The organism is Pigmentiphaga humi, assembly GCF_900606115.1.
In the GTDB taxonomy this organism is placed as follows: Bacteria; Pseudomonadota; Gammaproteobacteria; order Burkholderiales; family Burkholderiaceae_B; genus Pigmentiphaga; species Pigmentiphaga humi.
Genome location: NZ_UWPJ01000015.1, coordinates 55014 through 70805 on the forward strand (window position 1 = coordinate 55014; position 15792 = coordinate 70805).

At 68.7% G+C, this 15792-nt stretch carries 15 protein-coding genes; 7 read left to right on the forward strand and 8 right to left on the reverse strand.

The window, feature by feature from the left end:
• Positions 1 to 85 precede the first annotated feature (85 nt).
• Positions 86 to 1102, forward strand: coding sequence for a Bug family tripartite tricarboxylate transporter substrate binding protein (locus PIGHUM_RS08460; protein ID WP_160142211.1), 1017 nt, complete (start codon positions 86 to 88; stop codon positions 1100 to 1102).
• Between the two features lie 22 nt (positions 1103 to 1124).
• On the opposite strand, the gene PIGHUM_RS08465 is transcribed toward PIGHUM_RS08460, so the two are convergent.
• The 5 genes from PIGHUM_RS08465 to PIGHUM_RS08485 all read right to left on the reverse strand — a co-directional run bounded on the left by PIGHUM_RS08465 (position 1125) and on the right by PIGHUM_RS08485 (position 6212).
• Positions 1125 to 1892, reverse strand: coding sequence for a TetR/AcrR family transcriptional regulator (locus tag PIGHUM_RS08465; RefSeq protein WP_124079139.1), 768 nt, complete (start codon positions 1890 to 1892; stop codon positions 1125 to 1127).
• Positions 1893 to 1975: 83 nt separating this feature from the next.
• Positions 1976 to 3073: an LLM class flavin-dependent oxidoreductase gene (locus tag PIGHUM_RS08470; RefSeq protein ID WP_124079140.1), complete on the reverse strand. Its 1098-nt coding sequence runs from the start codon at positions 3071 to 3073 to the stop codon at positions 1976 to 1978.
• 100 nt (positions 3074 to 3173) lie between these two features.
• Positions 3174 to 3446, reverse strand: coding sequence for a hypothetical protein (locus PIGHUM_RS08475; protein ID WP_124079141.1), 273 nt, complete (start codon positions 3444 to 3446; stop codon positions 3174 to 3176).
• A complete protein-coding gene (locus PIGHUM_RS08480; RefSeq protein ID WP_124079142.1) occupies positions 3443 to 5218 on the reverse strand; it encodes an FAD-binding protein in 1776 nt (591 codons plus the stop codon). The genes PIGHUM_RS08475 and PIGHUM_RS08480 overlap by 4 nt, the downstream gene beginning before the upstream one ends.
• A gap of 13 nt (positions 5219 to 5231) precedes the next feature.
• Positions 5232 to 6212: a LysR family transcriptional regulator gene (locus tag PIGHUM_RS08485; RefSeq protein WP_124079143.1), complete on the reverse strand. Its 981-nt coding sequence runs from the start codon at positions 6210 to 6212 to the stop codon at positions 5232 to 5234.
• A 353-nt stretch (positions 6213 to 6565) separates the two neighbouring features.
• Between PIGHUM_RS08485 and PIGHUM_RS08490 the strand changes: the two genes are divergently transcribed.
• The 5 genes from PIGHUM_RS08490 (at position 6566) to PIGHUM_RS08510 (ending at position 11968) form a co-directional block, all read left to right on the forward strand.
• On the forward strand, positions 6566 to 7306 hold the full coding sequence (locus tag PIGHUM_RS08490) for a DUF3348 domain-containing protein (protein ID WP_124079144.1): 741 nt from the start codon (positions 6566 to 6568) through the stop codon (positions 7304 to 7306).
• Between the two features lie 10 nt (positions 7307 to 7316).
• Complete coding sequence (locus PIGHUM_RS08495; protein WP_124079145.1) at positions 7317 to 9737, forward strand: DUF802 domain-containing protein; 2421 nt, start codon at positions 7317 to 7319, stop codon at positions 9735 to 9737.
• On the forward strand, positions 9737 to 10384 hold the full coding sequence (locus PIGHUM_RS08500) for an OmpA family protein (protein ID WP_124079268.1): 648 nt from the start codon (positions 9737 to 9739) through the stop codon (positions 10382 to 10384). The genes PIGHUM_RS08495 and PIGHUM_RS08500 overlap by 1 nt, the downstream gene beginning before the upstream one ends.
• A complete protein-coding gene (locus tag PIGHUM_RS08505) occupies positions 10377 to 11069 on the forward strand; it encodes a DUF2894 domain-containing protein (protein ID WP_160142212.1) in 693 nt (230 codons plus the stop codon). The genes PIGHUM_RS08500 and PIGHUM_RS08505 overlap by 8 nt, the downstream gene beginning before the upstream one ends.
• Positions 11070 to 11212: 143 nt before the next feature.
• Positions 11213 to 11968, forward strand: coding sequence for a YoaK family protein (locus PIGHUM_RS08510; RefSeq protein WP_124079147.1), 756 nt, complete (start codon positions 11213 to 11215; stop codon positions 11966 to 11968).
• 31 nt (positions 11969 to 11999) lie between these two features.
• Here the strand turns inward: PIGHUM_RS08510 and PIGHUM_RS08515 are convergent, their stop codons facing one another.
• Positions 12000 to 13181: an ABC transporter substrate-binding protein gene (locus PIGHUM_RS08515; RefSeq protein ID WP_124079148.1), complete on the reverse strand. Its 1182-nt coding sequence runs from the start codon at positions 13179 to 13181 to the stop codon at positions 12000 to 12002.
• A gap of 235 nt (positions 13182 to 13416) precedes the next feature.
• Between PIGHUM_RS08515 and PIGHUM_RS08520 the strand changes: the two genes are divergently transcribed.
• Positions 13417 to 14322 carry a LysR family transcriptional regulator gene (locus tag PIGHUM_RS08520; protein WP_124079149.1) on the forward strand — a complete coding sequence of 302 codons (906 nt, stop codon included), beginning with the start codon at positions 13417 to 13419 and terminating at the stop codon, positions 14320 to 14322.
• A gap of 32 nt (positions 14323 to 14354) precedes the next feature.
• Here PIGHUM_RS08520 and PIGHUM_RS08525 read toward each other — a convergent pair whose 3' ends face one another.
• Both PIGHUM_RS08525 and PIGHUM_RS08530 read right to left on the reverse strand, forming a co-directional pair.
• Positions 14355 to 15254 (reverse strand): fumarylacetoacetate hydrolase family protein, encoded by a 900-nt coding sequence (locus tag PIGHUM_RS08525; protein WP_124079150.1) that lies wholly within the window; start codon positions 15252 to 15254, stop codon positions 14355 to 14357.
• Complete coding sequence (locus tag PIGHUM_RS08530) at positions 15251 to 15784, reverse strand: VOC family protein (RefSeq protein ID WP_124079151.1); 534 nt, start codon at positions 15782 to 15784, stop codon at positions 15251 to 15253. The genes PIGHUM_RS08525 and PIGHUM_RS08530 overlap by 4 nt, the downstream gene beginning before the upstream one ends.
• Positions 15785 to 15792 lie beyond the last annotated feature (8 nt).

Here is a 15792-nt window from a genome sequence, read left to right on the forward strand (position 1 = left end):
CGCCTTGTTCCTGCCCGAGGCCCTCCCTATGATGCCTGGGAGCCGGGGCCATCGACGAAGCCGCGGCAACCCAGGAGACAGACGAGTGGACCACGAACCCAGGCTTGGAGATGACGCACTCGATCCGGCGCGCCGGTCGATGCTGGCGCGGATGGGGGCGCTGGCGGGCGCCACGCTGCTGGGCGGCAGGGCCCTGGCGCAAGGCGACTTTCCCGCCAGGCCGGTCTCGGTCGTGGTGGGAACGCCGCCAGGCGTTTCGGACCAGATGGTGCGCATGGTGGGCGAAAGCGTCCAGGAACAGCTCGGCCAGCCTTTCGTGGTCCTGACCAAGACCGGCGCCAACGGGCTGATCTCGGTCAACTATGTGTCGAATGCGCCGCCCGACGGCTATACGCTGCTGTTCGGCTCGATGTCCACGCTGACGATGAATCCCTTCGTCTACGCCAACGCCCGCTACAACCCCACCGTGGATCTGGTGCCGGTGGCGCAGCATGCGGTCTACCCCATGCTGTGGACGGCCAGCAAGAAATCCGGGATCACTTCGCTCAAGGAACTGGTGGCGTACGCCAAGGCCAACCCCGGCCGGTTCTTCGTCGGCCACCATGGCGAGGGCGGAATGTCCTACCTGACGCAATACCGCTTCTTCCAGCGGCACGACGTCAAACCGGTCTACGTGCCCTACGGCGGCAATGCGCAGACGCTGGTGGCCCTGCAGGCCAACGACATCCAGGCCAGCGTCGAACCGTTCCTGGTGGCCTTGCCGCAGGCGCGCAACGGCATGTTCACGCCCTTGGCGGTGACCAGCGTCGAGCGCAACCGGGCGCTGCCCGACGTGCCGGGCTTCATGGAAGACGGCATGTCCGACTACGGCATGGAGGCCTGGTTCGGCTTCTTCGCGCCCAAGGGCATGCCGGCGGAGCTGGTGAACAAACTGAATGGCGCCATCAACAAAGCCTTGCTCGATCCCAAGGTGCGCCGGCTCGTCGAAGAAGGAGGAGGCGTGCTGCGGCCGGTGGACGCGGGGGCGTTCGCGCAGACCGTGGCGGCCGACTACAAGCGGTTCTCGGCCTGGATTCCCGAGGCCGGGGTGAAGATGCAGTAGCGGGCGCCGCCGCCGGCATCGTTCAGCGCGGCGCGGACGTCCGCTTGGGCTCCGGAGGCCGGGAAGCGCCCGCGCGTTCGTCGGCCTGCGCCTGGACGCGCGCGCGCATGCCGTGCAGGAAGCTCTCGACCAGTTGGCGGATCGTGGCTTCCAGGTCGCGCGGCATGCGGGTCACGTACACCCACCGGCGCATACCGAGATAGAAGATGCTGGCATGCAGAGCCCAGACCATCTCGGTTTCCTCGTCCATGTCGAACGGCGCGTCGGGATGGCCGAATTCGGCATAGCATTCGCGCACCACGGGTTCGTATATCTTGACCCGCAGCAGGCGGAACAGGCGCTCGTTGATGCCTGCGTGCTCCAGGCCGGCGAAGATCAGCAGGCGCACCCAGTCCTGCTGCAGCATGGACTTGGCGTAGTCCTGGTAGTAGGCGATCAGGCGCTCCTGCAGCGGCCGCGAGCGGTCCTGGATCTGTTCTTCCCACAGGGGGTTCCAGCGCGACAGGTAGACTTCGGCATAGACCCGGTCGAACAGCGCCTGCTTGCTGGGAAAATAGCGGTACAGCAGCGACTGCGTGATGCCCAGCTCCTTGGCCAGGTCGCGCGTGCTGCCCTGGAATCCGTGGCGGGCGAAGTAGCGCACCGCATTGCGCACGATCATCTGCTCGCGGTCCGCGGAGCTGAGCTTGCTGGCGCGCTGGCGAACCGGCGCGGCATGCGCGCCGGCGCCGGGACTGGCGCCGGCGGGCGCCGCCGCTTCGGTCCGCAGCCGGGATTTTGTTGTTGTCATGGCAAGCTGGCAGGGTCACCCATGCGGCGGATTGTGCCACGCGCACCCGGCGCGGGCCAGTTCCGCCGTGCGCCGGCGCGGCTTCACGCGCAGGCCTGCACGGCGGCATTGACGCGAGGCAGCACTTCCCGAGCCATCAATTCCATCGACCGTTTGCCCAGCGCGGCGTCCTGCCAATCGTGGCAGGCGTACAGCAGCGTGCCGAAGTCGCCGACCTGCTCCCGGAACGCGAGCAGCTGTTCGGCCACGTCGTCCACCGTGCCGGCAATGACGAGGTTGCGCAGCACGAAGTCCAGGGTCAGGTCGGCATCCGGCATGGCCGGGTCGGGCTTGAAGAGGTTGCCGCGATTGCCGCCGCCGACCAGCTTGCGCATCAACTGCCTGAAGTAGAACGCGTAGGGGCCGTCGGCGCCCAGTGCATAGCGCTGCGCGGTGGCGCGGTCGTCGGCCACGAAGATGCTCTTGGCGACGCGCCAGTCCTGCGGCGAGGCCGCCAGCCCGGCGGCCTGGCGGCCTTCCACGAACTTGGGCCAATGCGTCGCCACCCACTTGGGCAGCAGGAAGTTGGCCGAGATGGGCGACCAGCCGCGCTTGGCCATTTCCAGTACGCCTTGGGAGTAGGGCGCCACCGCAGTGCCGACGATGGGCGGATGCGGAGCCTGGAGCGGACGCGCGACGATGCCCTGGCCGATTTCCGGAATCTGCGTGCGCGCGGTGCTGGCGCTCCAGTACTTGCCGCGGATGTCGTAAGGGGGATCGCGCCGCCACAGTTCGAGGATCATGTCGATGGATTCGACGAACATCTCGTTGCGGTTCTTGTCCAGCGAATCGAACATCTCCGCATCCGACATCAGGCCGCCCGGGCTGATGCCGAACAGCACGCGTCCGCCGCTCAGGTGGTCGAGCATGGCGACCTGGGCGGCGATGTGCGCGGGGTGCTGGTTGGGCAGGTTGCAGGTGCCGGTGCCCAGCTTGATGCGGCGCGTCTGGCAGGCCACGCTGGCGAGGAAGGCGATGCATGACGAGACGGTCTCGGCGGCATCGGTGACGTGCTCGCCAACGAAGGCCTCGGCATAGCCGAGCGCCTCGGCGAGCAGGATGGCCTCGCGGTCTTCCTGCAAGGTCTGCTGCATCGGCCGGCCCGGGGGATGCAGGGGCATCATGAACATTCCGAGTTTCACGGAGACTCCTTCATCGCGATCGAATTCGGCGGGCGCCGGACCGGGGTGGCGGGCGCCCGCCCATGGCGCAGAGCGGGCACGCGCCCGGTACGGAGACGGCTCATGGCGCGATGCGTTCCCGCCAGCCGGCCACGGCATCTGCGCCGAGCTGGCCGGCCAGGTAGTCGATGAGCTCGGACAGTTCGTCCAGGTCGGCCACGCCGAACGTGCCGTCGAGCCGTCCGGAATGCTTCAGGGTGTCCTTGATCTCGGACAGCGCCCACTCGATGCCCAGCAGCTCGTCGTCGTCGGGAATGTTCTCGATCGCGGTGACGCGGTTGGCGCAGACCGTGACGTGGTAGCTGCCGGGGGGAAATTTCTCGTCGCCCATCATTCGCTCTCCGCGAAATCGGTGGGCGCCGTGGACTTGGCCTGCATGACGGCAAGAATCTGTTCCGACAGTCCTTCGATCTCGGGCGGACGTTCCAGCGTGACCCCCATGCCGCCGCCGCATTTCCTGAGGACGACGTTGACGGTCCAGTTCGCGTCGTCCTGGTCCGGATAGTCGGTGCGGTAATGACCGCCGAAATAGCCGCCGCGGCTTTCCTTGCGTTCCTGCGCGGCCCGCGCGATCAGATCGCACAGGCCGGCCTGGCCTTCGGCTTCCAGCGCCTGCCGGATCTGCTGCGGCCAGCCCGCCGCGGACAGGTCTATGCGCAGGCGGGGCAGCGCTTCGGCGCGGACGCGCGCCACCTCGTTCCTGACGTGCTCCAGGCCTTGCGGCGTCTTGGCCATGTTCAGGTGCCGGAAGGCCAGCATCGAGAGCTCGTCGAGCAACTGCCGGGGTTCGCATCCGTCACCGCGCTGCCATTGCTCGAAGCGGGCGCGCAAGGCGGCCGCGTCGTCCTCCCGCAGAAGCGGTTCGGGCTCGCCGCGCGCGTAGCCGGCCGCGTGCAGGCCGCTGGCCGCGCCGAACACCAGGCAGTCGGACAAGGCCGACCCGCCGAAGCGGCTGGCGCCGTGCGAACCGCCCGCCACTTCGCCCGCGGCATACAGGCCCGGCACGTCGGTGCGGCCGAACTCGTCGATGCGCACGCCGCCGACCAGGTCGTGCGGATAGGTGACGATCTCGATGGGCTGGCTGCGCAGGTCCAGGCCGGCGCGCTCGGCCAGCTCGAACATGCGCGCGTAGCGCTCGTCCTGGCGCAGCGCGGCGGGCACGTCCGAGGCATCGAAATAAATGCCGCCGTGGGGGCCGCCGTTGCCGAGCAGGATTTCTTCGCTGATGTGGCGGCACAGCACTTCGGAGAGGTGGCCTTTTTCGCCCTGTTCGGGGTAGAGGCGGTACATGAAGCGCTCGCCCTTGCCGTTGTAGAGACGGGCGTTGCCTTCGTTGATCAGCCCGTTGATGAAACCGATCACCACGAACTTGACCTGCATCTTGGCGGGATGGATGGGCGTGGCCAGGAAGTGGCCGAACTCCATGCCGGTGAGCGATGCGCCCGCCTCGTAGGCCAGCGCGTAGCCTTCGCCGGTGGCGCCGGCCACGTTGTCGCCCACCGGGTAGAGCGCGCCGTAGCCGCCGGTGGCGAGGATGACCGCCTTGCAGCGCACCAGGTAGGCCGCGCCGCTGCGGTAGTCCACCGCCCAGACGCCGCGGACCTTGTCGCCGTCTTTCAGGATGCCGCCGACGATGGTGTGGGGCAGCGCCTCGATCCCCATCGCCTCGGCCTGCTCGCCCAGGCATCTCATCAGGTACTTGCCGGTCACGCGGTGGTGATGGACCATGCGTGGATGGCTGTGGCCCTGCCACGGGATCTGATGGTATTTGTCCTCGACGCGGATCAGGTCCAGGCCCCAGCTGCGCATTTCCTCGGTCAGCTCGCAAATGGCGTCGACCCATTTGCGCACCAGTACCTGGTTGCACAGGCCCACGCCGTTGCGCACGACGTCGCCGAAATGCACGTCGGGATTGTCGCGCGGATCCTGGTGGCCGAAGGCGGCCGCGAATCCCGACAGCGCCTTGGTCGAGTTGCCCGACGGCCACGGCCCTTTGGTGATGGCCAGTACCTTGGCGCCGGCCGCGTGGGCCTTGATGGCCGCCATGGTGCCGGCGGAACCGCCGCCGATGACGACGACGTCGCTGCTCAATTCGGTGATGTTCATGGGAAGCTTCTCTTTATGCGTGGGCGCGCCGGCAGGCGGCGGCCGTGGCCGGGCGCGCGGCCGCGAACTCGGGAGCGCGCGCGGCAGGGGCGCGCAGGGCCGCTTCAGGCGCGGCCGGAGCGTCTTCCTGCATGAGTCCGTGCAGGAAATCGAGCATCGCGCGCATCTTGCCGGGCATGTAGCGTTGCGGCGCGCAGACGGCCATCAACTGTATGGGGGAGGGCGTGAATTCCTCCAGCACGGCGACCAGCGCACCGGATCTCAGCTCGTTGCCTACGGTCCAGCTGCAGGTGTGGATGATGCCCGCGCCGCCCAGCGCGGCGGCGCGCAGCGCCAGCTCGCTGTCCACGCTCGCCTGCGCGCGCACGGCCGCATGGACCGGCACGCCGTCCTGCACGAAGCTCCACGAGCTTCCTTCCATCGTGATGCAGCGGTGCGCCGGCAGCTCGGAAGGATGGGTCGGCACGCCATGGCGCGCGAGGTAGTCGGGGGAGGCCGCGGCGACCATCCGTCCATGGGCCAGTGTTCGCGCGATGCAGGTCGAACTGGGCAGCGGCCCGGTAACCACCGCCATATCCAGGCCTTCGGCCAGTAGATCGACAGGCCTGTCGCCCAGGCGTATGCGTAGCTGGACCTTCGGATAGCGGGACTGGAAGCGCGCCAGGCCGGGCATCAGGACCGACTGTCCGAACGCCGCCGGCACGCGCAGGGCGAGGGTGCCGTCCGGCTCGGCGTGGCCGCGCTTGAGCAAGGCCTCGCCTTCTTCGATCTCGGCCAGGATGGCGCGGCACTGGCGGTAGTAGACCTCGCCCAGGTCGGTCAGCCGCATGGCCCGGGTCGTGCGCGCCACCAGCTGCACGCCCAGTTCGCCTTCCAGCCGAGCGATGCACTTGGCGACGGCCGATGCGGACAGGCCCAGCTTTTCGCCGGCGGTGGCCACGCTGCTGCTTTCGGCAACGCGAGCGAACGCATGCATGCACAACAGCTTGTTCATGATGATGTCTCCTCGGCAGGCGTGCCTGCGGGCCCGCCATGGACGGCAGTATAGTGATCTATCGATCAAAATTGAAAACGATCGAGGATAGTGGATACCCTCATGATCTATCGGAAGAATGAAGCCTGTCCCCTGCCTAATATGATCGATTGATCAAAAAATGAAGCATATGGAGGCTGCGCATGCAGGGGACGTCGCGCGGCGGCGCTTCAGGCAGGCCCGGGACTTCCGGTACGAGGGTAACGGTCGTGACGGTCATGGGCGGGGACGGCGGGCTGCACGGCTGCGGGCCGAAGGAGCGCCGGCCGGGCTGCCTGGGCCGTGTAAACTCCCGGTTTTTACGTTCCGGTTCCATGGTCGATACGTCCCGGCGCACAGCTAGCGGCGCTCCGGCTTTCGTCCGCCTGCTCGCCCGTTTGGCGGACGCTCCCTTGCCCCCCGCGCGCCAGACGCTGGCCGACCGGTTGAGCCTGTGGCTGGGCTGGACCGACGCGATCGCGTTGTCCGCCGTGCTGAGCGGCAGCGCCAAGGCGATGCCCGCAAACGAGCCGGTATCCGGCGATGCCGCACAGGACGCTTGCGCGCGCACGCGCGCCGAGCTCGCCGATTCGATCGCGCACGACCGCGTGCTGAACCCCATCCGGCCAACGGCCAGGCGCGACATCGCGCTCGCCGGCGCCGAGCACGAGGCGGATTTCGCGCGCTATCGCTTGCGCTACCTGGCCAAGCAGCAGCACATGGAAACAACTATCTCGATGCTGCGCGGCCGGCTGCGGGGGCATCTGGCCGCCCGGTCCGCCGGACTGGCCCAGCTCGCGGCGGTGGACGCCGTCATGGAGCGGGTGCTGGGGGCGCAGGAGCGCGCGCTGCTGGGGACAGTGCCGGCTTTGCTGGAGAAGCATTTCCAGCGCATGCGCGGCGCCGCCGCCGGGGCCGCGCGGGAGCCGGGACCGGAAGCGGCGCCGGCCGGCCGCCTGCCGGCACCGGTCTGGCTGGACGCGTTCCGCAAGGACGTGCAGGGCGTCCTGCTGGCCGAGCTGGATTTCCGACTACAACCTGTCGAGGGGCTGATGGCAGCCTTTCGCGCAAGCTGAACGGGTCTTGATGAGCAGATATTTTCCTTTCGTCGTTTTCTTCGCGGGCCTGGCCGCCTTGGGCTGGGTCGGCCTGGGATACGTGGGAGCCAATCCCCTCGCCTTGGCGGTCATCGTGCTCATCGCGGCTTGCTATATCGCGGGCGGCATGGAGCTCTGGCGCTTTCGGCAGGCCACGGCTTCGCTGGCGCAGGCGGTGCGCGATCCCGCCGAGCCCGTTCCGGCGCTGGGAGCGTGGCTGGAGCGCCTGCATCCCTCGCTGCGCACGCCGGTGCGCCAGCGCATCGAGGGCGGACGCGCCGGGCTGCCGGGGCCGTCGCTGACGCCTTATCTGGTCGGCCTGCTGGTGCTGCTGGGCATGCTGGGCACGTTCCTGGGCATGGTGGCGACCTTGCGCGGCACCAGCGTCGCGCTGGAAAGCGCGACCGACCTGGAGGCGATACGTTCGTCGCTGGCGGCGCCGGTCAAAGGACTGGGGTTCGCCTTCGGCACGTCGGTGGCGGGCGTCGCCGCGTCGGCCATGCTGGGATTGCTGTCGGCCTTGTGCCGGCGCGAGCGCCAGGAGGCCGTGCAGCGGCTCGACAGCCGCATCGGTGCCGGACTGCGTGTGTATTCGCCGCTGCACCAGCGCGAGGAGTCGTTCAAGCTGCTGCAGCGGCAGGCGGAATTGATGCCGGTACTGGTCGACAGGCTGCAGACCATGACCGAGACTGTCGTCCGGCAGAACGAAGCCCTGGCGGACAAGCTCCTGGCCGGCCAGGCGGGTTTGCACGACACGATGGCGTCCGAGTACCGGGCCCTGGCGGCCGCGACGGCCCAGGGTCTGAAGGAAAGCCTGGTCGAGAGCATGCGGATGGCCAGCGCGGCCATCCAGCCGGCGGTGGAAGCCACGATGGCGGGCATGTCGCGCGAGGCCGGGGCCTTGCACGAGCGGGTGGAGCAGGCCGTGCAGCGCCAACTGGATACGCTGACCCGCAGCATTGAATCGAGCACCGCGGACGTGGCCCAGGCATGGCGCTCGGCCCTGGACGCGCACCAGCGCAGCAGCGACGCCGCGGCCGGGGCATTGGAAACCAGCCTGGCGCGCTTCGGCGAGACCTTCGAGCAGCGCTCGGCCGGCCTGGTCGATGCGGTGGCGGAGCGCCTGGAAACGGCCGTGACGCGCGTCTCGGGCGCGTGGGATGCGGCGTTGGCCGGCAACCAGCAGAGCCACGAGGCGCTGTCGGGCCGTTTCGATGCGACCTTGGGGCGCCTTGCCGCGACGTTCGAACAGCGGGCCGATGGGCTGGTGGCGGGAGTCGCCGGCCATCTGGAGCGCGTCGCTGGCCAGGCCGATGCGGCTTGGCGCGAGGCCCTGGCGACGCAGCGCCGGGACGGCGAGACGCTGGCGGCGGAGCTGCGCGCGTCGCACGGCCAGTTCGCAGCCACGTTCGACGAGAGCGCCGCGCGCCTGGTCGAGCGCCTGTCGGGCCGGTTCGAGGCGGCTGCCGGCAGCGTGTCGGCGGCGTGGACCGAGGCCTTGGCGCAGCAGGCGCGGACCAACGAGGCGCTGGCCGGCGAGACGCGGCAGGCGCTGACCGCCGTGTCTGGGCATTTCGGACAACAGGCGGCCGCGCTGCTCGAGAGCGTCGGCCAGGCCCATGCGGAACTGCGCGCCGACGCGGCGGAGCACGACCAGCGGCATATGTCGGCATGGAGCGGCGCGCTCGAAACGATGAGCGGCTCGCTGCGCGACGAATGGCAACTGGCGGGAGAACAGGCCGCCGCCCGGCAGCGGCAGATCTGCGAAACGCTGGAGCGGACCGCCGGCACGATCTCGGCCCGGGCCGAGGCGCATGCGCGCGGCACCCTGGGCGAGATCGAACGCCTGCTGCAGGCGGCCGCGGAAGCGCCGCGCGCCGCCGCGCAAGCGATCGCCGCCTTGCAGGAAAAGCTTTCCGACAGCGTCGAGCGCGACAACACGATGCTGCAGGAGCGCGGCCACTTGCTGGAAACCCTGGCAGCGCTGCTCGATACGGTGACCCAGGCGAGCACCGAGCAGCGCGCGGCGGTGGATGCGCTGGTCGCCGCCTCGGCCGACATGCTCGAACGGGTGGGCGGCAGCTTTGCCGAGCGGGTCGGCAGCGAGACCGGCAAGCTGGAAACGGCGGCCGCGCAGGTGTCCGGCGGCGCGGCCGAGGTGGCCAGCCTGGGCGAGGCGCTGGGGCATGCCGTGGCGCTGTTCGGCGAATCCAGCGGCAAGCTGGTGGAACACCTGGTGCGCATCGAAGGGGCGCTGGACAAGGCCATGGCGCGCAGCGACGAGCAACTGGCCTTCTATGTGGAGCAGGCGCGCGAGGTCATCGACCTGAGCATGATGTCGCACAAGCAGATCGCCGAAGCGCTGCACGATCTCGAAGCCCGCCGCGCCGCCGTGGATGACGCCGCGTGATGGCCGACGAACTCGATTCCAGCCTGGAGCCCGCCGCGCCGGTGTGGGCCGTGTTCGGCGACCTGATGGCGGTGGCGCTGGGCGCCTTCGTGCTGATCCTGGTCGGCGTCGTCGGCACGCAGCTCGAGTTGTCCGTGCAGCTGGAGCAGGAAGTGCAGCAGCGCCAGCAGGAATCCCAGCGCCGGGAGGCCCTGGAGCACGCTTTGGCGGGGCCGCTGGCGTCGGGCCGGGTCACGCTGGCCAACGGCCGCATCGGCATCAGCGGCAGCGTGCTGTTCGCGCTGAACTCCGACGCCTTGCAGCCCGAGGGACGCCAGGTGCTCAAGAGCCTGGCCGGGCCGCTGCGCGCCTATCTGGAGGCGCGCGACGAGATCCTGATGGTGAGCGGGTTTACCGACAACCAGCAGGTGTGGGAAGGCAATCGCCGCTTTGCCGACAACTGGGAGCTGTCCGCCCAGCGCGCCCTGACGGTGACGCGCGTGCTGATCGAAGAGGGCGTGCCTTCTGCCTCCGTCTTCTCGGCGGCGTTCGGCGCCGAGCAGCCGGTCGCTTCGAACGACGATGCCGCCGGCCGCTCGCGCAACCGCCGGGTGGAAATCGCGCCCATGCCGCGCCCCGCGCAATCGGGCGCGCCCGTCCGTGGCTAGCGCGGAGGCATCGCAGGCGCTGGACACGCTGGCCGCGTGGCGCGAGCAGGGCGCCCAGCGCCTGGATCCGGTCCGTTTCCGCTTCATCGAGGCGCTGGCCCGCCGCGCCGCGGCGCAACAGGGGCGGGCGCGCGAGCGCCTGGATGCGCGGCTTGCCGAGGTCATGCAGGCGTATGGCCAGGCCTGGTGCGGGCAGGGCGGGGAGCAAGCCGGCGCTGGGCCTGCGGAGCCGGGCGATGGCCAGGGCGACGCGGGCAGCGATAGCGATACGTCCGCGCACGGCGAGGCCGCCTCGCTGGCCGCCTTGTCCGGCCTGCTGGCGAGCCGTTGGCAGGCAAGGAACGGCGCGGCCGGCCAGGAGGGACGCGGCGGCCTGCTGGCGGCACGGCCGGGTGAAATGGCCGTGCTGGCCTACTTCCGCGACCTGTGGGCGCAGCTCAGCATAGACCGCGGCATGCGCGAGACGCTGAGCAAGGTGCCGGAAAACACCGGCCCGCTGAACTCCTTGCACCTGGTGCATCGCTCGCTGACTTTGATGCACGATGTGTCGCCGGATTATGCGCGCGCGCTGCTGTCCTACATCGATGCGCTCGCCCGCATCGAGCAGATCGGCCAGACGCGCCAGGCCCGCCCGGCCGCGGCACGCGGCGCCGAGACCGCACGCAAGCCGCTGCGCGGGAAGTAGGGCCGCACGGCGGCATGCGGCGCCGCGGCGTGGCGGGGATGGAACGGCTATCGCCGCGCGGGCCCGAAAGGCTTTATGCTTTGTCGCTCCCGGCCGGATCCGGCGCTGCGCCCGTACCGGCCGTTTCTTCGATCCCGAACATCATGCCCCTGTTCTACCTTCGCAGGCTGACTGCGGTCGAGCGCACGCCGCAAGCCAACCGGCATCTGGCCTGCTACCTGGCCTTCGTCGCGGGCGCCGTCAATGCGGGCGGATTCCTGGCCGTCCAGCAGTACACCTCCCATATGTCGGGCATCGTGTCGGCCATGGCCGACCATCTCGTCCTGGGCGGCATCGCGGCGTTCCTGCAAGGCCTGGCGGCCCTGCTGTCTTTCGTGCTGGGAGCGGGCAGCACGGCGGTGCTGGTCAATTTCGGCCGCCGCTCGCGCCTGGCCAGCGAATTCGCGCTTCCCCTGCTGCTGGAAAGCGCGCTGCTGCTGTGCTTCGGCCTGCTGGGCGGCAACCTGGAGCAGTTCCGCTGGCTGGCGGTGCCGGCCACCGTCATGCTGCTGTGCTACATCATGGGCTTGCAGAACGCGATCATCACCAAGATCTCGCGCGCGGAGATCCGCACCACCCACGTCACGGGCATGGTGACGGACATCGGCATCGAGCTGGGCAAGCTGTTCTACTGGAACGTCTCGCACGAGGCCGATCCGGGCCATTTCGTGCGCGCCGACCGCGCCAAGCTGAGGATGCTGGCGCTGCTGGTCGGGCTGTTCTTCGCCGGCGGCGTGACGGGGGCGGTCTCCTTCAGCCATTTCGGCTTCATCTCGACGCTGCCCCTGGCTGCCTTGCTCGCGGTCCTGGCCGCCGTGCCCGTGGCCGACGATATCCACGGGTACTGGCGGCATCACTGACCGGCGCTGCCGCCTGCAACAGGCACGCGCATCAGCCGGCGGTGGCGCGCGGCGGATTGCAGTCCTTGGCGTAGGCGTCTTCGTGGTCCGCCAGGACGTTGCGCACCATGATCTGGAACTCGGGCTTGCCGCCTTTGCCCTCGACCACCTTGTAGATGTGGTAGTTCTGGATCGGGTAATTGTTCCGGTTGAACCTGAAGCTGCCGCGCACCGACGGGAACGGCGTGGCGCGCAGGGCCGCGTTCAGGGCCGCGCTGTCGCGGACGTCGCCGCCACGCGCCTTGACGGCGGCGTCGATCAATATCGCGGCGTCGTAGCTGAAGGCCGCGAAGGAAGTCGGCGGGCGCTTGTACTTCTTCTCGAAGGCGGCGACGAACTGGCGCGACTGCTCGTTATCGGCGCTGGGCTGCCAGGCTTCGGCCACGATCGCGCCCAGGCCGGCCTTGCCTATCGCGTTCACGCTGCCGGGCTCGATGGTGTGGACCGAATACATGGGCAGTTTCTGTAGCATGCCGAACTGCTGGTACTGGCGCACGAAGCTCACGCCCTGGCTGCCGGGAAAGAACGCGAACACGCCTTTCGCGCCGGAAGAGCCCGCCGCGGCCAGCTCGGCGGAGAAATCGAGCTGGGTCAGCGGCGTGAGCGTTTCCTGCACGATCTTGCCGTGGTAGAAGCGCTTGAGCCCGGTGATTTTGTCCTTGGAGCCGAGGAAGTTGGGCGCCATGATGGCGATGTCGTCCAGCTTCGCGTCGGCCAGGTATTTGCCCATGGCTTCGGCCGTGGCGTCGCTCTGCCACGAAGTGACGAACAGATTCGGCTTGCACTGCGCGCCGGCGGTGGGCGAGGGGCCGGACACCGAGCCGACGAAGGGAATGCGGCTGGCGGCGATCTTGCCCTGCAGCGCCATGAGCACGTTGGCGTAGGTCAGGCCGGTGACGATGTCCACCTTGTCGCGGTCCAGCAGCTTGGTCAGCCCTTGCGCGGCCACCTCGGGCTTCATCTGGTCGTCTTCGCGTATCACCTTGACCGGTACGCCGCCCAGCTTGCCCTGCCGCTGCTCGATGGCGAGCATGAAACCGTCGTACTGGTCCTGGCCGACGTCGGCCGAGGGTCCGGAAAGCGTGGCCAGGAAGCCGATCTTCAGATCGGCCAGGGCCGGCGAGGCGGCCGCGGCGGCGGCCAATCCCAATGTCAATGCCAGCGTGCGTTGCATGCGTGTCTCCCTGCTTGTGGTTGTGTCGTTCGTGTCTGGTCCGGATAGGCGTACCGGTCGCCGCGGGCGGCTGCGCAATGTGCCCGCCCGCTGCCGCACCGGAAATCACCGTGCTTTATAGTTGCGTCCTTGCCTGCCGAGTATCGATGCCAACGGGCTTGCCATCCATGGGCCGGCGGTGATTCCAGACTATTAACGGCGTTGATGGACGGCGCCGGGCCATTGCGAGCACGACGTGAAAGACCTGAACCTGCTGTATGTCTTCGAGGCGCTGTGGCGCGACCGGTCGGTGACGCTGGCGGCGGAGAACCTGGGCGTGACCCAGGGCGCGGTCAGCAGCGCGCTCAAGCGCCTGCGCACGGAATACCGGGACAAGCTGTTCGTGCTGGCGGGGCGCCGCATGGAGCCCACCGCGCTGGCGGCGGAAGTGGCGCCGGCGCTGCTGGAGTCGCTGAACGCCATACGCAAGACCTCGGGCATGCTGTCCTCGTTCGACGCGGCGCACTCCAAGCGCGCGTTCACGATCCGCACGCGCGACGTGGGCGAGGTCGTGGTGCTGCCCAGCCTGTTCGCCCGCATTGCCCAGGAGGCGCCCGGCGTGAATCTGAACGTGGTGTTCGCGCCCATCGACGAAACCGTGCACGGCCTGTCCACCGGCCGCATCGACGTCGCCCTGGGCTATCTGCCGGCGCTGGAGCGCAACATCCACAAAAAGGTGCTGTTCAAGCAGCGCTATCTTTGCCTGATGCGCAAGGACCATCCCATCGCCGGGCAGGAACTGACGCAGGAGCGCTTCGTTGCCCAGCAGCACCTGCTGGTGGAATATGCGGGCAGCGGCCACATCCTGCTCGAACGCGCCTTGAACGAAGTCGGCGCGCGCGACCGCATCCGGGTGCGCATGCAGCAATACCTGGCCGCGCCGCACCTGGTGCTCAATTCCGACCTGATCTGGACCTGCCCCGAATCGCTGGTGGCCGAACTGTGCAAGTACTTTCCGCTGGTGGTCAAGCCGCTGCCTCTGCCGCTGGGCAATTTCGAGGTCGCGCTCTATTGGCACGACCGTTTCCACAAGGACCCGGCCAGCCAGTGGTTCCGCGCCAAGGTGCTGGCCTGCGTCGAGAGCATAGGCGTATTGCCCTGAACCCGGGACGCGCGCGGCGGTCCGGATGGCGGTCATGGCGCGATCGTGAACTGGAACGAGCCGATGTGCTCGATCCATTGCCGAACCACGTCGCCGGGCTGCAGGAAGCGCTTGCGCGCGAGGCCGACGCCGGCGGGGGTGCCGGTCAGGATCAGGTCGCCGGGCCGCAGCGTCAGACGCGAGCTCAGGAATGCGATCTGGTCGGCGATGCTGAACAGCATCTGCGAGGTGTTCGAATCCTGCATCAGCTCGCCGTTGACCCAGAGTTTCATGGCCAGGTTCATCGGGTCGGGCACGAAGCGCGCGGGCGTGATCGCCGGCCCGAGGGGGCAGGCGCCGTCGAAGGATTTCTGGCCGATCCAGTCCCATTTGAACGGCGAGGCCTCGCCCACGCCGGGTCGGCCGAAATGGCCGCGCGCGGACAGGTCGTTGGCCACGACGTAGCCGGCGACGTGCTCCATCGCATCGGCGAGATCCACGTCCTTGGCCGTCTTGCCGATGACCACGCCGAGTTCCAGTTCCCAATCCAGCAGCGGCGATCCGCGCGGCGCGCGCACCTGCGCGTCGGGGCCGACCACCGTGGCCCCGGAGGCCTTGATGGCATGCCAGGGCGCATGGCCCGCGCCTTTGGGATCGACTTCCAGCGGCATGGACAGCTCGCGCTGCATTTCTTCGACGTGGTCGCGGTAGTTGGCGCCGGCGAAGTAGATCGTGGGCGGGTGGGGCAGCGGCGCCAGCAGCGTCGCTCCCGACAGCGGCTCGCGGCCGCCGGGCAGGTCGCCGGCCAGCGCGCCCAGTTTTTCGCTGGCGCGCGGCCAGTCGTCCAGCACGTCCTGCACCCGGGCGTAGCGCGGCGAGGCGTAGATGTTGCCCTCGTGCAGCAGCCCGGTCTTCTGCTCGCCCTGGTGCAGGAAGGTCACGAGCTGGATCATGCGACCCCCTTGTTGCGGACCTTCAGCTCTTCGAGCGAGTCGATGTCGGCGGCGTCGTCCATGGAGAAGCGGTCGCCGAAGTCGAACAGGTCGTCGTGCTGGAAGCCGTTCTCGTAGTACTGGAATTCCCACCAGTTGTGGTCCAGGTCTTCCAGGTAGAACGAGTAGACGCCGTGCATGTCCTGCACCGGCAGGACCTGGCGGATGCCGTACTTGTCCTGGTAGCGCAGCGCGTCGTCGTGCGCCTGGTCCACCGCTTCCTTGGTGGCCAGGTCCAGCCCCCAGTGATTGAGCAGGTTGGTCGGATGGACCTGGTCGCCCACTTCGACGCAGATGATGTGGAAACGCATCGCCAGCCGCACCGCCATCGCCGGCTTGCCGTGGCGCACGCATTCCAGTCCGAGGAACTCCTCGTAGAAACGGCGCGAGGCCTTCAGGCTGTAGCACTCCAGCGTACCGTGCCCCAGGCAGAAAGGCTTGACGACGGACTCGTGGGCGGGCGTATCGACCCGGCAATTCTCAGGCAGCATGTCTATCT

Coding starts and splice junctions, on each gene's coding strand:
- PIGHUM_RS08500 (WP_124079268.1), top strand. CDS start 9,737: ATGGCCGACGAACTCGATTCCAGCCTGGAGCCCGCCGCGCCGGTGTGG.
- PIGHUM_RS08480 (WP_124079142.1), bottom strand. CDS start 5,218: ATGAACATCACCGAATTGAGCAGCGACGTCGTCGTCATCGGCGGCGGT.
- PIGHUM_RS08530 (WP_124079151.1), bottom strand. CDS start 15,784: ATGCTGCCTGAGAATTGCCGGGTCGATACGCCCGCCCACGAGTCCGTC.
- PIGHUM_RS08510 (WP_124079147.1), top strand. CDS start 11,213: ATGCCCCTGTTCTACCTTCGCAGGCTGACTGCGGTCGAGCGCACGCCG.
- PIGHUM_RS08515 (WP_124079148.1), bottom strand. CDS start 13,181: ATGCAACGCACGCTGGCATTGACATTGGGATTGGCCGCCGCCGCGGCC.
- PIGHUM_RS08475 (WP_124079141.1), bottom strand. CDS start 3,446: ATGATGGGCGACGAGAAATTTCCCCCCGGCAGCTACCACGTCACGGTC.
- PIGHUM_RS08490 (WP_124079144.1), top strand. CDS start 6,566: ATGGTCGATACGTCCCGGCGCACAGCTAGCGGCGCTCCGGCTTTCGTC.
- PIGHUM_RS08525 (WP_124079150.1), bottom strand. CDS start 15,254: ATGATCCAGCTCGTGACCTTCCTGCACCAGGGCGAGCAGAAGACCGGG.
- PIGHUM_RS08485 (WP_124079143.1), bottom strand. CDS start 6,212: ATGAACAAGCTGTTGTGCATGCATGCGTTCGCTCGCGTTGCCGAAAGC.
- PIGHUM_RS08495 (WP_124079145.1), top strand. CDS start 7,317: ATGAGCAGATATTTTCCTTTCGTCGTTTTCTTCGCGGGCCTGGCCGCC.
- PIGHUM_RS08465 (WP_124079139.1), bottom strand. CDS start 1,892: ATGACAACAACAAAATCCCGGCTGCGGACCGAAGCGGCGGCGCCCGCC.